Annotated in this window: 13 protein-coding genes; all 13 read right to left on the reverse strand. The window is 70.6% G+C overall.

From position 1 onward, the window contains the following. Positions 1-49: 49 nt before the first annotated feature. Positions 50-424 (reverse strand): SPDY domain-containing protein, encoded by a 375-nt coding sequence (locus ABT063_RS10575; protein WP_351056844.1) that lies wholly within the window; start codon positions 422-424, stop codon positions 50-52. A gap of 423 nt (positions 425-847) precedes the next feature. Further along, the gene (locus ABT063_RS10580; RefSeq protein WP_351056846.1) at positions 848-1,384 is read right to left on the reverse strand and encodes a hypothetical protein; all 537 of its coding nucleotides are present in this window, start codon (positions 1,382-1,384) and stop codon (positions 848-850) included. 353 nt (positions 1,385-1,737) lie between these two features. Further along, the gene (locus ABT063_RS10585) at positions 1,738-4,128 is read right to left on the reverse strand and encodes a hypothetical protein (protein WP_351056847.1); all 2,391 of its coding nucleotides are present in this window, start codon (positions 4,126-4,128) and stop codon (positions 1,738-1,740) included. A 139-nt stretch (positions 4,129-4,267) separates the two neighbouring features. Further along, positions 4,268-4,999 (reverse strand): hypothetical protein, encoded by a 732-nt coding sequence (locus tag ABT063_RS10590; protein ID WP_351056849.1) that lies wholly within the window; start codon positions 4,997-4,999, stop codon positions 4,268-4,270. 9 nt (positions 5,000-5,008) lie between these two features. Further along, the gene (locus ABT063_RS10595; protein WP_351056850.1) at positions 5,009-5,539 is read right to left on the reverse strand and encodes a hypothetical protein; all 531 of its coding nucleotides are present in this window, start codon (positions 5,537-5,539) and stop codon (positions 5,009-5,011) included. 319 nt (positions 5,540-5,858) lie between these two features. Then, complete coding sequence (locus ABT063_RS10600; protein WP_351056851.1) at positions 5,859-6,884, reverse strand: SpaA isopeptide-forming pilin-related protein; 1,026 nt, start codon at positions 6,882-6,884, stop codon at positions 5,859-5,861. 130 nt (positions 6,885-7,014) lie between these two features. After that, entirely contained in the window at positions 7,015-7,503 is a 489-nt protein-coding gene (locus ABT063_RS10605; protein ID WP_351056853.1) for a hypothetical protein, read from the reverse strand. 33 nt (positions 7,504-7,536) lie between these two features. Further along, positions 7,537-8,397, reverse strand: coding sequence for an SPDY domain-containing protein (locus ABT063_RS10610; RefSeq protein WP_351056854.1), 861 nt, complete (start codon positions 8,395-8,397; stop codon positions 7,537-7,539). A gap of 46 nt (positions 8,398-8,443) precedes the next feature. Then, positions 8,444-9,097, reverse strand: coding sequence for an HAD family hydrolase (locus ABT063_RS10615; protein WP_351056855.1), 654 nt, complete (start codon positions 9,095-9,097; stop codon positions 8,444-8,446). Next, positions 9,094-10,257 carry an MFS transporter gene (locus ABT063_RS10620; protein ID WP_351056856.1) on the reverse strand — a complete coding sequence of 388 codons (1,164 nt, stop codon included), beginning with the start codon at positions 10,255-10,257 and terminating at the stop codon, positions 9,094-9,096. Before ABT063_RS10620 ends, ABT063_RS10615 begins: the two co-directional genes overlap by 4 nt. Continuing rightward, positions 10,254-11,519, reverse strand: coding sequence for an ATP-grasp domain-containing protein (locus ABT063_RS10625; protein WP_351057042.1), 1,266 nt, complete (start codon positions 11,517-11,519; stop codon positions 10,254-10,256). The genes ABT063_RS10620 and ABT063_RS10625 overlap by 4 nt, the downstream gene beginning before the upstream one ends. Before the next feature lie 187 nt (positions 11,520-11,706). Further along, positions 11,707-13,506 carry a vWA domain-containing protein gene (locus tag ABT063_RS10630; protein WP_351056857.1) on the reverse strand — a complete coding sequence of 600 codons (1,800 nt, stop codon included), beginning with the start codon at positions 13,504-13,506 and terminating at the stop codon, positions 11,707-11,709. Continuing rightward, on the reverse strand, positions 13,503-14,645 hold the full coding sequence (locus ABT063_RS10635; protein ID WP_351057043.1) for an AAA family ATPase: 1,143 nt from the start codon (positions 14,643-14,645) through the stop codon (positions 13,503-13,505). The genes ABT063_RS10630 and ABT063_RS10635 overlap by 4 nt, the downstream gene beginning before the upstream one ends. Between the last annotated feature and the right edge of the window lie 186 nt (positions 14,646-14,831).

Consider the following 14,831-nt stretch of genomic DNA (forward strand, 5'->3'; position numbering starts at 1 on the left):
TGAAGGGGCGGAAGCCCGACAGCCGACCGGCCGCCCGCCAGAGCGAGGGCTACTCGTGGGCGCCTGGCTGTCGTACGCGACGTGAGGTCTCCAGCACGCGCGCCACGGCGGCGGCGACGATGTCGGCCGGCGTCTCGGTGTCGAACGACAGGTGGTAGCCACGCACCTTGGCCGTGCCGGTGACGGCGATCTTCCATCCCTCGCCGTCTGTGCCGGGGCGGCCGAGCGGGAACCAGCCGAGGTAGAAGCGACCGTCCTTCGAGCTGACGTGCACGTCCGCGCGGTCGTCCACAATCAGGTGGAAGTCCTCTGCGGAGAACTGGTCCATGACGAGCGTGGGCTGGCCGGGGCCGAGTTGCCACTCGCGCAGCCGCAGGGCTTCGACGGTGGTAGAGAAACCGGGGCCCACGGGCGCTACGGTCACGGGCAATCACCTCTCTGACCTGGGGTTTCTTGCAAGGTCGTCTACGTTGACATGCCTCCGCCCGCGTTGGCCAGTCTTTCCGCGATCTTTCCTGTCTGCCCCCGGCGAACTTTTGTCCTTCGACATTGTGGGATCTCATTTCCCGTGTCATTTTCTCCGCCGCAGTCTCACGCCGATGTCATGTCGCAGGTCAGCGGCTTGCATCGAACAGGAGAGCTGAGGAAATGACACGAAAGCTGAGACGGATGGCGGATGACACGGCGTGAGACACCGAGCAAGGCCGCAGGTCACAGCGTCGGCACATGACACGCGGCCTGAGAACCTACACCATCCAGTCGAGGCGTTTTGACAGCGAACTCAGCCGTGTGAGGTGACCACGCTGAAGCCACCGCTCGTTACGGACCGAGACGTTTCCCGTCGCCTTCACCCCATGAGGGAGCCTACGAGGGCCAGCACGACTCCGGCGCCCACGCACCACAGGCCGATGGCTTCCTGAGCCAAGCCTTCCGCCTTGGATTCCTTGACCCTCCGGCGGGTCTTGGCCGCTTCCTCGCTGACCGCTGCGCCCAGCGTGGCGAAAGCTTCATGCCACTCACGGCTCTCTGTCGCCAGGCTCTCGTCGAGACGGCCGACTTCCGTCTGCAAAGCCATCACTTGTGTCATGAGGAAGTCCACACGTTGCTCTGTCGTCGCTTCCGGGCCGAGCCCGACTACTCCTCGGGCGTCGAAGGCGCGTGCGGAAGCGTCCGCTGACATGGCGCCCACCGTGGATTCCGCGACTGGCGCTTGGCGACGAAAGCCCCTGCCCAGGGAGCCAACCCACTTCTTGATCTGCCGCCAAGCCCCCAGCCGTTCCGGGGCGTACTGGACTCTGGTTCTGCGCACGCCATCGCCCGCGATGATCACTCCCAGCAGCTGCAAACCCCCACCAACGACAAGGAAGCTGGTGCCCACAGACATGGCTGCACGGTAGCGAGTCCTAGCCGATCGGCGAGAGCGCCACCGGGGATCGCTCCGCTGTCTCCACCCTTTTGGTCTCGTCGCAGTTGACGTTCCCCGAAACTCGGCTTCGAGATTGAGCGAGCTGACGCAGAAGCAAAGACGACTCGGTTCGGCGAGAACACGACTCGATTGCGCGAGACAGGACAGAACTGCTGTCCGCTGACATCGAACTCAGCCCGATCCAGTCGCTGCAGGCCACGGCGTGGGGGGGGTGCGCGAAACCGTGTCCGCGATTCCCCGTCGTACGGCCTCTGGACTTACGAGAGTGGAGGGGCTCTGCGTAGGCGTCCGATGCGCCTATCCGCACTTGGTCACTCGGGGCGGCCCTGCTGGTCCGGCGGCGGAACAGGCAGCGGCCAGTACGCCGTGTCTCGCTTGCCCTCCAGCGCGGCGAGCAGGACGTCCTCGGACAGTTGCAGGGCCGGGGCGCAGCGCAGGAGCTGGGAGGGTATGACGGGGGCACCGTCGAGCCAGGCGGTGACCAGGGGTTCGGGGAGGATGGCTTCCTCGGCGAGCTGGGCGCTGCTCATGCCAAGGTGGCGGGCGCGGTGGCGCAGCAGGCCGGCTGTGGTGAGGTCCCGTGCGAGTTCGCGCAGGCGAGCGGGCAGCACGTCGTAGAGGTGGTGGTCCAGGGGCGCGGTGGGCGTGCCGCCTCGAAGGAAGCCCATGGCGCTCTGCCCGTAGTTGGCCAGGATGTACTTGGCGCAGTCTTCAAGGAGGTCGACGGCCCACTGGCGTGCCTCGCGGTCCGTGCGGTCGGCGCTCAGGCGCCAGGTGCGGGTGTATCCCTGAAGGCAGAAGTCGTGGTCGACGAGCAGCAGCCCGGTCTTGACGGCGCTGGCGCGGGGGTTGAGCGGCCAGATGTGGAAGGGCACCACGGTGTCGGTGTCGAAGAGGCGAGTAAGTAGACGGTCCAGGCTTGCGGCCATCGCGATGGCGCAGGGCTCGTCGAAGAATCGGCGCTGGGCCAGGCCGGTGAAGTGCTCGAATTCGTCGCGGAGCCCGTCGGGCAGCACGGTGGCCGCGTCCGCCTCGGCGGACGGGATGGTGAGCTTGGCCAGGGCCGGGGTGCTGGCGAAGAAGACGTCGGGATCCGCTTCGGCGAGGCGAGCACGGTGCTGGTCGGTCAGGGGGCGAGGGGTGCGGGGGCGGATGTTGCCGAAGGGGTCGAACCATGCGCGGGGGCGCAGGTCTCCGGTGCCGGCTTGCTGGCTTACCGGGTGGTCGGGGTCGGCGGCGATGCCGGCGAGGGCCTGGTCGTAGTGGAGCAGGACGTCTTCGTCCTGCAGGAAGGCTTCCCGCCAATGGTCGAAGGTGCGGTGGCGGACGGTGAACCGGTCGCCGGTCGGCAGGCCCACGGCGTGGGCGTATTCATCGTCCTCGTCGAGGTAGTCCAGGATGGTCCGGGCCTCGGAAAGGATCAGGTGGAACGCGAGTTCCTCGGCGGTGCAGGTGGGCAGCGGGGCACGTCCGCAGCGCAGGTCGTCGGCCAGGTTCTCCACTGCGCGCACCATGGCCAGGCGCCAGGCGGCGGACTGGCCGTCGCACAGCGGCGGCAGCTGGAGGAGGAAGGACTCCTCCAGCTCCCAGGCGTCCTCCTCGTCGTCGGGGCGTGCGAAGACCCGGTCGCCGTGGGCGAGCAGGTCATGCCAGCCACGCTCGCCCACCTTCTCGGCGGCCACCGTCAGCAGCATGGCCGCCAGCGGAGTCAGCGTGTCCGCCATCGTCCGCACCCGAGGGCGCAGGACATCGCTCTCTGCCGCCTCCCATGGGTCGAAGTCATCGCCCAGGCCCAGCAGGTGCGCTGCCCGCTCGGTGCTGGCCAGTCCCGATGGTGCAGGGCTTTGCTCCGGAGTGTCGGACCAGCCCGGGTGGCCTCGCTCGGCGTTTCGGGAGCGGGTGATGCCGTAAGGGGAGAACCAGTAGGCGGGGGCGTCCCAGCCGCCCTCGGGCTCCGGAACCGCGTCGGCCTCCTCGGCACCGTCCGCTGTCTCCTCGGCGGGGGCAGGCGGTTGGGCCTCGGGGATGGTGTACTTCGCGTCCTCGATGACGAACGCCCAGGCTTCTTCTTCGAAGTACGGTGCCCGGTAGGAGGATTCGTCCGTGTCCGAGGGGATGGGCACGCCGAGCGCGGTCAGTTCCTCGTCGTCGGCGGCACACATTCGGGGCGCTGTGTCCAGCATGGTCTTCAGGGCCCAGGTCTCAGCCTGGCAGCGCGGTAGCGGGGCGCGCCCCGCCACGAGGTCGTCGGCCAGGTCCCAGAAGGCGCGCGCCACATCCCGGCGGAAGGCGTGTCCCTGGCCGTCGCACGTCTCGGGCAGCAGGTTCAGCACCGTGGCAGCGGCGTCTTTCTCGCCGCGGTCGAAGGGGCGGTCGGCGTAGTCGCCAGCGTCGCGGTAGGCGCAGACGGCCAGCATGCGGCCGGCCGCCATCAGCAGCCCGGCCTCGAACGGCCGGAGATACTCGTCAAGCTCGCCGTCGGGCAGCTCGTCGAAGAACTCGGCCTCTTCGGTGTAAGCGCCGAAGGGGCCAGCTGCCGTGATGCCCATCTGTCGTCCGTCCTGCCGTTCGCCCTGAGGTGGTGCGGACAAGTCTCGCAGGGCAGCAGCATGGACCGCGCTGGTACGGCAGGACTCCACCCGTACGGGACGGCGCCTGGGAACTTCCTCGGAGATGGCCACCAGCACAGGAGCTTCACGCATTCCCGTCAGGATGAAGCGGCGTTCCACAGCAACACGCTGCCCATTACCGAAGGCGCAGCCAGACCAGGATGAGGCGCCGGGCCGCTGCCATGGTTCGCGGTTTCCCTGGAGTGCCCGTCGCTCGCGGCGGCGAGGCCGGTCATGATGCGCCGATCCGCCAGGACGCACCGAGTTCCGCAAGGCGCCTCCGCAGTGCGCCGCGCTGCTCCTCCAAGTCCTGCGAGGCGGGCGACAGGAGATAGACGTTGTCGCGGTAGAGGCGGAACCCCAGACTCTCCCACCCCTGGGCGATCTTGGCGTTCACGCGGTCCCACTCGGACCTGTCCGTCAGACGTTGGCTGCTGAGGTCGGTGATGCCGGGCGAGCAGGCGACGGCCCGGCAGCCGGCCATGAGCCGGTGGATCGCCTCGCAGCCGAGTACGGCCGCCAGGCCGTGCCCGCGCCACAGGGGATCCAGGGTCACTCGGTCCATGACGAGCAGCGCGGAGCCGACGTACTCCAGCAGTTCGCTGACTTCGCTGGTGAAGGAGCCCGTTTCTGGATCGAGGAGGACCTGGGCGGTCTCGTACAGCTCCTCGGATACCTCTTCCATAGCCCAGTACGCATTCCGTCCGCGGTCGAGGTGCACCCGGTAGAACGTCATCGACCCCACGGTGGCGTCCTCGACCGTGCACGCGGGGCACTCCACGGTGACGCAGCTGCTCGTGGCCGCCGCCCCCTGGCCTCCGTCGTGCACAGGCCGACGGTGGAGGACGGACACGCTCCATCGCTCCAGCGTGTCGGCCTGCGGGGTGTCACAGAGTTCGTCGTCGTAGTAGATGCGCAGGTACAGGTCGGAGGGATCACCTGGAAGCTGAGGCCGCTTGCTCACCCGGTAAACCTAGACGTTCAGGTCCTGCACGATGGCCTCAAGGACCGCGTCCGAACCCTCGATCGACGTGGGCATCACGACACCGACCACCGTTCGGTGAACAGCACCGCCCGACAGCAGCGAGGGCTCGGGCTTCTTGGTCACGATCCGCAGGATCCCGTGTCCGGGAGCCCCCTCGATCCGGTAGCCGGGTGGGAGGCGAGAGAGCCACCCGTGGCCCACGGCCACCGCTGCGCCCCGTAGCGCGCCGATACGTAGGCCCCGGGTCACCCAGGCCGACCAGACAACCTCGCTCCAGTCCGAGCCGTCGGCCGGGTCCGGAATGACGTCTGAGAGGTCGGGGTGCTGCTCAGCCACCCAGCGCGAAGGCTGCGCTTTACGGAGGACCCACTGTCCGTCCCTGCCGACCTCGCCAGGGTCGAGCCCCGGGGTGAGGCGCATGTCGAGAGCGACGTGGCCGTCGGTGATCCGGTCACCGTGGACCCACACCTTGTCCTTATTGACGACCCAGTCGCAGAGCCGCTCCATTGACGCTGTCACTCGTTGTGCTCCCAGGAGAGATCGTTGCCCTTCCACAGTAGGGCGGGGAGCACGGAAAGCCTCTCTCAGACGACCTTTCCGCCTGCGGCCGACGCCATAGCCACGCTCCGGGCGAACAGCCCCGCGTGACCATCGCACGCGTAGAAGCGGCGGCCGTCATCGGGGCCGGCGCAGGGCTCGAACCACATCACGGCGGCATGTCGGCATGAGTGGTGGTCACAGTCGTGGGGGTCAGCTGGCCCCACGTAAGCGCCCACGACGAAGCCCCCGGAATCGAACGATCCGATTCCGGGGGCTTCGCGGAGTGAAGCGGGTGAGGTCAGCTCGTGGTGGAGCCGTCGTCGGTGGAGTTGTCCGGGCGTCGGCGACGGGCCGCGAAGAGGGCGCCTCCGCCAGCAGCGATCAGGACTCCAGCGCCGCCGATCAGCCACGGGGTGGCGTCGGAGCCGGTGTGGGCCAGGGAGCCCGTCGGTGCCTTCGGCGTGGAGTCGCCAGCCGGGGTCACGGCGGCGGTGGACGGAGAGTCGGCATCCGGTGTGCCGGTGCCCGGCGCGGAGGGCGTGGCCCGGCCGGTACCACTGCTCGGCTTGCCCGGGGCGGACGGGGTGTTGGTGGGCTTGTCCGTGGGCTTATCCGAGGAGTCGGGCTTCGGGTCGGTCGCGGTCTTGGCGTTGGTGACGGTCACGGTCACCGGGGCGCCGGGGCCCGCGGTGAACGTCTTGGACGGCTTGTAGAGGTCGTACCCGGCGGGGGCCTTGATCTCCTTGACCCAGAACTGCGTCTTCCGGCTCGTCACCGGCAGTTCTCCGGAGGCCGTGCCCTTGGCTCCGGTGGTCAGGGTGAGCAGCGTCGAGGTGCCGGTGCCGATGTTCACCGTGGCCCCGGGAAGGAGCTTGCCGGTCTTGTCGTCCTTGGCCTGCAGGAGAACCTTGGCGGCCTTGAACGGGTCGGTGACCGTCAGCCGTGTGGTCGCGCCCGGGGTGACGATGACGTCCTGGTCGGCGACGACCTCATGGAGCGGACTGCCGGACGCCGTCTCCTTGAGCCGGTAGACGCCCGGCGCGAGGTCGGCGAAGGTCAGCTTCCCCTGTGCGTCGGTCGTCCCGCGTCCGGCTTCTTCGCCGACGGAGTCGAGCAGCAGGAACGCGGCGCCGGAGAGCGCGTCGCCGGCCGTGTCCTTGGTGGTGATCTCGACGCTGCCCGCGTCCGGAGCCGGTGTCGCGGCGGGGGCGGCGGAGGGCGAGTGGGTCGGTTCGGAGGGCTGGGCGCTCGCGGCCGGCGCCCAGGTGAGGGTGCCGGTCACCGCGATGGCGACGGCGGCGGATCGGACGAAACGTGCGTGCACGAGGTGGAGGACTCCTTGGATCAGGTTGCGGGAAAGGTCATCGGGTTCGGCCTGAAACCGGGGCGGGAGGCGGCGGGGCAACAGATGTGGAAAAGTGCGGAACACGCAAAGTTGGCGGTGTAGGCGCGGCTCATCGGGCGCGGGTGCCGCTGCGGGCGACCGGCATGGCGGGAGCCGTGCGCGCGGTCCGGCCTGCGGCGCGGCTCGGCTCGGACGCGGTCCAGGCGCCGGGGAACCAGACGGCGGTGTACTGCTCGATGGCGTCGCGCAGCCCGGTGGTGACGGCCCCGTCCCACGGGGGTCGGCCGGGGCGGTGGTACGTGTCGAAGGTGCCGTACTGCTTGGTGTTCGGCTGGGTGTTGGTGGCTTCGTCGCGGCGGTGGAAAGTTCCGTGATCCACGAAGCTGAGCGCTACCGCGTCGATCTCGCCGCGTTCCGGGTGGACGATCGCCGCACGCAACCCGCCGTAGGTGTCCGCGTGGATGGTGCGGGTGAAATCGATGCGCAGCCGCAGCGGTACGCCGGGGACGGGGGCGGCGAAGTAGGTGTTGCCCACGACGGCGTGGTCGTGGAAGGGGAGGCACAGCTCCGCGAAGAACTCAGGGGCCTGCAGGGACAAGAGGGGTCTCCGGTAGGGGGGGGCGGGCTGGTCCTACCGGCGTGGGCCGGGCAGGGCCGGTCGGCTGGTGGTGCTCCAGCGCGGGACGCTGGCCGCGGGGAGCGCGGCCGGGCGGCGGGACGCGACGGCCCGCTGCACGTCGAGCGGGGTGGGGGCCGGCGGTCCGGGCGGAAGGATCGGGGTGAGCTGGGCCATGCCCTTGATGTAGCTGAAGGTCTCCTCGCGCCACCGGGGCAGCGGCGCCGGATCGGCAACGCTCCGGGTGACGGCGGTGAGCAGGGCGACGGGCGTGTCGGTGCTGGCCGTGGCGTACCAGACGGGCCGGTCGATGGACTTGCCCGCCCACAGCTGCCAGCGGGCGTCCCGCGTTGTCAGTTCGGCTTCCGGATCGAGGTCGCCGGTGGTGAACTCCATGCCGGCGTGTCCGTCCGGGGCCTGGACCGCGAAGACGCCCCAGCGCGGACGGTCGATCTCCCAGCCCTGTTTCAGGAGCGGGACCACGGCGAGGAAGGGGTCGTGCTCGTCGCTCCCGGAGACGGGCCGGGCGAGGTAGGTGTCCGGACCCTGCTCGTACGCCGTGGCGAGGACGGTGGTGAACGCCTGGACGAACTCGGTGGGGACGCGGTCGTTGAAACAGACGCCCCACGCCGGCGGGCCGAACGAGTCCTTGTAGGCGTTAATACGCCACAGCCCGTCGTCCTCACCCTCGGGCAGGTAGCCCAGGCGAACGCGCCGGTCGGGAGCGCTCAGGTACACGTTGGAGTCCTCGTCGTACCGAAGGTCCCAGCCGAGGCCGAGCAGCGGGGCGAGGGCGGGGTCGCCGGTCCCGGTGGTGGAGGCGAGGTGGCGCGGGGAGATGTAGACGTCGCCGTCGATCTCTTTGGTGTCGGGCACGAAAGTCCAGGGGGTCGGGGCGGTGGTGGGTGGCGCGGTATGAGTGTCAGGCGCAGAGGTTGTTGACCGGGGCGGGCAGCAACTGCTGTTCCAGATCCGTGGGTTGGCCGGTGTAGTGCAGGGTGCGCAGGCCCAGTTCGGCGGCGGCCCGGCAGTTGTCTTCGCGGTCGTCGACGAACAGCACACGGGCCGGGTCGGCGATGCCGGTAGCGACCAGGGCGTGTTCGTACGCGGCCGGATCGGGTTTGCACAGGCCCAGGCGGGCGGAGTACAGGGCGTCGTCCATCAGCTCGCGTCGCCAGTCGGTGGCGTCCAGGACGTTGCTGAGGTGGGCCGGGGCGTTGGAGAGCAGCACCATGGGCAGCCCCGCGGCCCGGGCGCGGTGCAGGATGTCGAGGACGCGCGGGTCGGTGCGGGTCCACATGGCGGTGTCGGCGGCGATCAGGGTGCGCAGCCAGCGCGGGCTGGGGTGGTGTCCGAGCATCTTGGCCCAGTAGGCCAGGTCGCTCAGTTCCCCTGCGTCGTACGCGTTGCGGGGAGCCCAGAAGGCGTCCTGGAAGGAGGGGAGATGCCGGTCGGGCCACTCGGCGAGGTCGGCGAGACGGGTCCACATGGCGGTGCTGGGTTGCATGCCGAGGACTCCGTTGTAGTCGAGGATCAGGGCGTCCACGCCGGTCGGGGAGGAGGAGGTGCGGGTCAAGGGGTGGTTCTCTCCAGGGCTTTGGGGGCGAGGGTGGCGACGGCTGCGGCGAGGAGGGCGGGCAGCAGCAGTGCAATCGGTAGAGCAGTGATGGTGGCGAGGGCGCCGATGAGGGCGGGGCCGGCGAGCAGGCCGACGTAGCCGGTGACCGCGACGGTGGCGACCGCGCGGGGTCCGCCGATGCCGGCGGCGGTGATCAGGCTGGGGATCGTGACGGACAGCCCCAGGCCGAAGGCCGTCCAGCCGAGCAGGGCGAAGGAGATGGTGGAGCCGGCCAAGCCGGTGGCGAAGCCGAGCGCGGCCAGCGCGGCACCAGTGCGGACGACGGCGAGAGCGCCGAAGCGGGCGGTGAGCCGGTCTCCGGCGAGACGGCCGGCGGCCATGGCGGCGCTGTAGAAGCCGTACGCCGCGGCGCTGGTCGCGGCCGTCGCGCCGAGGTCATGCAGGTGGACAGCCGCCCAGTCGGCAGCAGCTCCTTCACCCAGCAGCGTGGCAGCAGCAAGCGCACCCAGCAGCCACAATCGGCGCCGGGACAACCCCCTCTGCCCGTCCGAGCCCAGTGCAGCACCGTGGTGGACGGGCTCGAGTGCAGGGCTGGCGACGGTGCGGGTGAGCCGCGTGGTCGCGCCTGCCGCCGCAGCGGCGCAAGCTGCCACCGCGGCAAACAGAACGGCGTGTGAGGTGTGGGCGGTGGCCGCGGCCAGCGCGGCACCGAGGAGGGCGCCGAGGCTGTAACTCGCGTGCAGCCGGCCCATGATGGGGTGGCCGTGGGCGTCCTGGCAGCGGACCGCCGCGGCATTGGCCGCGACGTCAAGGACTCCGTGCGCGACGCCGAAGACGAACGCCGCCGCCAGGAGGCTCTCCAGACTGCGGCAGAACCCGAGGACGGCAAGACAGGCGGCCAGGGCAATGGCACCGCCGGTCAGCAGCACGGGCAGACGGGCCGGGCGGGCGAGGCGTCCGCCCGCCTGGAGTCCGCCGACCATGCCGAGGGCGGCGGCCAGCAGGACCAGGGCAAGCCCGGCGGTACTCACCTCGGCGGCGTTCTGAACTGCGGGCATGCGCGCGCCCCAGACGGCCATCACCACACCCAGGCCGGCGAAGTACCCGGTCAGCAGGCGGCGGCTGCGCACCAGCTCGGGCGCTGCGGTCTGCCTCACGCGGCGTGCTCCCCGGTAATCAGGGCCGCCGGCGGGACCGGGGCAACCTGGACGTCGAGGTTGCGGTACACCTCCTGGGCGCGGGCTTCGGCGACGGCGGTGGTCAGCCCGGTGGTGATCAGGAAGCCGATACGGGCGGTGTACAGATCGCCGCCGTCCTGTGGCAGTACGAGCCGGTCGCCGGTCTGTCGCTGGAAGCGCACGCGCTCCACTCCCCCGGTGGTCTTCGTGACACGGCGGGCGGTGAGGGTGCCGGAGTAGGCGGGGTAGATGAAGCGGATCGCTGCGGCCTGGTGGCGGGTGGGTGTCAGGTCGGGGGTGCGTCCGCAGGCGATGTCGGCGGCGGCCCGGGCGAGGTCGACGCCGGTGGCCAGGTGGACGAGGTGGCCGATCATGTCGCCGCCCAGGCGTGCGTTGACCTCGATCAGCCGGGGCCGGCCGCCGACCAGGCGTATCTCGACGTGCTGCACGCCGTCGGTGATTCCCAGGGCCTTGATGGCAGCAGCGGCGGTCGGTGCGACCTTTGCGAGGAGCGGATCGGCGGCGTCGACGGTGTGCCCGGTCTCGTCGAAGTAGGGTGCGGGGCCCAGGTTCTTGCGGGTCACGGAGACGGCGGTGGTGGTGCCGCGGTGGGTGACGCATTCGACGGAGACTTCGGGGCCGTCGAGGTACTCCTCCACCAGGACGCCCGTGTCCTCGCGGCTCCGGCTTGCGCCGACAGAGGCGAACTCGAAGGCTGCGGGCAGCTCTTCGGGCCGGTCGATGCGGATCACGCCGATGCTGCCGGCTGCTGCGGCGGGCTTGATGACGGCGGGAAAGCCGAGGGTCCGCGTCGCCAGTTCAGCCTCCCGCAGGGTCCGTGCCTTCATCGAGGCGGCCGACGGCACTCCGTGGCGGGCGAACAGCGTGCGGGCGGTGGCCTTGTTGCGGCAGGCCCGCATCACCTCGACGGAGTTCGCGGCCAGACCGAGCGCGCGGGCGAGGCGGGCGGTGGGGATGAGGTTCCATTCGTCCCAGGTGACGACGCCGGCAAGGTCGTGTCGCTGCGCCAGAGCCCGGCCGGCGGAGAGGAGTGCAGTGGTGTCGTTCAGATCGGCGACGGCGTGGTCGACGATGTGCGGCTTCTCCCACGAGGGCTCGGCGCCGGTCAGCAGGACGATGTCGTATGCGGCGGCGACCTGCTCAAGGCAGTAGCCGCGATCCGCCTCATCGCCCGGAGAGACGACGAGGACGAGGGGGACCCCCGGGGAATTCCGTTTGATGGGCGTTACGTTCGAGGTCGGGCTGCTGGTCTGGGGCTTCAAATCGAGTGCCCTTCGTTGGCGGTTGGGGTGGTGGCCTGCGTCGTTGCGGAGGGTCGTGCATCAGATGCACGATTCATGCGGCGAACGGAGGTGGTCTGGAGTGCTTGGCGGTGGTCTCGGGGACGCTTCCGCCTTCTGCGTCGTCTCAGCGTGTCCTGCGGATGGCGTCTGTGGCCGCCGTGGCGATGGCGACAGGAGCGCTGGAGGGCTGGGGCAGGTGCAGCAAGGTGGTCCCCGGCAAGTGGCGGGACTCCGCGGTGAGGGTGAGCTGGAGTACGGCGCAGCCGGCGGTCGTGAGTTGCTTGACGCGGGTGACGGCTTGAGCGGTTTCGTCGCTGCCGTACCGGGCGTCGGTGACGATCACGAGGAGGCGGCCGGCGCCGGGGCGGCTGAGTTCGAGGCCGTGGTCGAGTGCGTCGATGGCGTCGCCGAGGTTGTGGTGGCCGCCGTTGGCATCGAACGTCGTCACGCGCTCTGGTGCTCGGTGGGTGGGTCGGGTCAATGCGGTCAGGTGCCTGTCATAGGCGATGGTGGCGGTACGGGAGTCGTGGTCGGTCAGGGCTGCTGCGCGTGCCACGATCCAGGCAGCGGACGCGACGGGCGCGCAGGCGGCACGCATGGAGCCGGAGACGTCGACGGCGATACCCACACGCAGCGGTGGGGTGGGGGAGTTCCGGCGGCGGGTGTGGGTGAACGGTTCTGCGGTGGGGACCGACCCGGCCGCGCGCTGAGCGTCGCGGGCGAGGGCCGCGCGCATGTTGAGGCGGCCGGGCGGGGTGGGGCTGGTGGTCCGTTCCTCGGTCCGCTCGCGGTAGGCGGCGGCACGCAGGGCGCGGCTCAGGCGCGCGGCGGCACTCTGCTCGGCGGCGGTGGGCCTGCGGGTGCCGGTGACCGGGTTGCCGGAGGGCGCCGGTGTGCCGTCGGGGGTGACGGTGGTGCCACGGGCGTTGAAGACCGACTTGGCGGTGGCGGCGGCTTTGCGTCGCTGGCCGGCCCGCTGGGCGCGGTCCTGAGCCTGCGCCTTGGACTGCGCGGCCATGGCGTTGGTCGCTGCGGCCTGTGCCGCGAGGTCGGCGGCGTCGGTGGCTGCCGTGCTGTCCATGACGACCCCCACGGCGCCGGACAGCAGATCGGTGAGGTTCTCTGGCACGGGCAGGGCGGGGGCCGCGGTGTCCAGAGCGTCGCACCATTCTTGAGCGTGCACGAGCATGGTCGTGGCGTCGTGGTCGGCGCACTGGTGGGCTGCGGTCCAGATGCGGGTGAGTGTGGCCAGCAGGTTTGCGCCCAGCACCTTTTCGCACAGATCGGCGACGGCCCGGGTCTCGCCGGCGTCCAGGATGCCGACGTCACGGCGGCCGAGGACCAGGGCCGCCACGGCGGCGGCGTGCTCGATGCCCTGGAGGGTGGGGTGGGCGATGTCGGGCATGACCAGGGTTCGGGCACTGGTGCGCAGGTACGTGCGGTCCGTGGGCCGCGTGATCAGGTGTGCGCCTTCGACGCGGCTCTCCTCCAGCAGGAGCGCGGCCTCGACGACACGGGGGTCCGCTCCGGCAGGCTGTGTCCAGACGGAGTGGGCCGCGTGCGCGGCCTCGTGGACGAACACTCCCCAGGCGGCGGGATACCGCTCCTCGTCGCCCACGATCCGCGGATTGATCTCGTGGGGCTGGAGCGGGGCGAACAGGCCGGCGTCGAACTCGACCTCGCCCAGAGTGGGGAAGAACGCGGCCGGTGCGCCGCTGCGCGTGCCGGGGCGGCAGGTGACGAGGAGGTCCTGGCGGCCGGAGAGGTCGACCAGCCGATCGCCGAGTTCGGCTCCCACGCGCAGCCACGCGTCCGGTGAGGAACGGGGTTGCGCGGGCGGGGCGCCGTCGTCGTCCCATCGCGCGAGGTCGGCGTCGTCGTCCGGCGTGGTGGCGGGGGACTGGACGTGGTGGTGGGCGCTCATCGCGAGCGGCCCCGGTGTGCGGAGCCGGTGCTGCCCGGGGGCTGCCGGGCGGCTGAGGCGGGGAGCTGCTTGCCGAGGGTGAGGGGCGCGATCTTCTTGACGCCGGCAGCCTTGATGACGGCGGCGGCGACGGCGTCGCGATCCTCCACAGGAGCGATGCCGACGAGGTTCGCGAGCGCGGCCTTGGTGCCGAGGACGGCCTCGGTCTTCTGGTAGCTGAGCAGTTCCCGCAGTTGGGGGGCCCAGCCCAGCTCGCCGAGTTCGACCTGGTGGGCGAGGTGTCGGGCGACCCGGACCACCCGGGCATCGATCCTCAAGGCCAGGGCGAGGTCATAGTCCGTGCCGATCTGGATTTGCACGCTGAACCGGCTCGCGAGCGCCTCCGTCAACACCGCGCCGTGGACGCCGGGATTGTGGCCCGCCACCACGTAGAAGCCCGGCTCGGCCTTGATGGTCTCGCCCTTGTGGGCCTTGACCTGGATCTGCCTGCGCCCGTCCATCGCGGGATACAGCGCCGCCAGGACCTTCGGTGAGATCAAGGTGGCATCGTCGATCAGCAGGGCGCGGCCCTCGGTCATCGCGGTGACCAGCGGACCGTACTGGAAGACGTAGGCTCCCGCGTCGTCCTGTGTGTACTCGCCGATCAAGTCGCCGACCGTGGTGTCGCCGTCGCCGGCGACGGTGAGCAGGTCCGGGAACGCCGCCTCGACCAGACTCGTCTTGCCGGTGCCCGGAGGGCCGTAGAGCAGCACCGGCACGTCGGCGTCGCGCAGGCGATTCAGCGCCTCGACGTCGGGCAGATCGGCCAGCTCCCGGGGGTGGTAGAGCTGGCCCCCCGCGCGGCGGATCGGGCCGGTCTGCTTCGGCGTGGTTGCGGCGGGAATGGTCGTGCGGGCCGTGGCCGCCTGGGCGCGGGGAGAGTGGGTGCCCGGTGGGCTGATCACAGCGGTCTGCGCGGCTGCGGCGGTTTTCGCGTTCGCGCGGAACTCCGGTTGTCCGGTTCCGCCTTGGTCAGCCTCGCCGCGTCGCACCAGGGTGAGGGCGGCGTTGCGGACGGCGCCGTGGGAGTGGCCCAGCTGCCTGGCCATGTCCCCGATGGTGAGCGTGTCCGCAGGCCGGTCGGCCAGCAGTCGGGCCACCTTGGCCCGTAGTTCGCCGCCCTTGGTGCGCGCTGGACTGGTAGGCGGTCCGGGTGTGGTCAAAACGAGGACCCTTCAACAGGTGCGGATGCGAGCGGGGTTGGCGATGCGCTGGAGAGGCTGGCCGCTCTCGGAGCGGATCACGGACTGTGCCGACATCGGCGACCGGGCCAACCGGGGCGTACC

It is taken from the genome of Streptomyces sp. NPDC002838 (genome assembly GCF_040295365.1).
Lineage (GTDB): Bacteria > Actinomycetota > Actinomycetes > Streptomycetales > Streptomycetaceae > Streptomyces.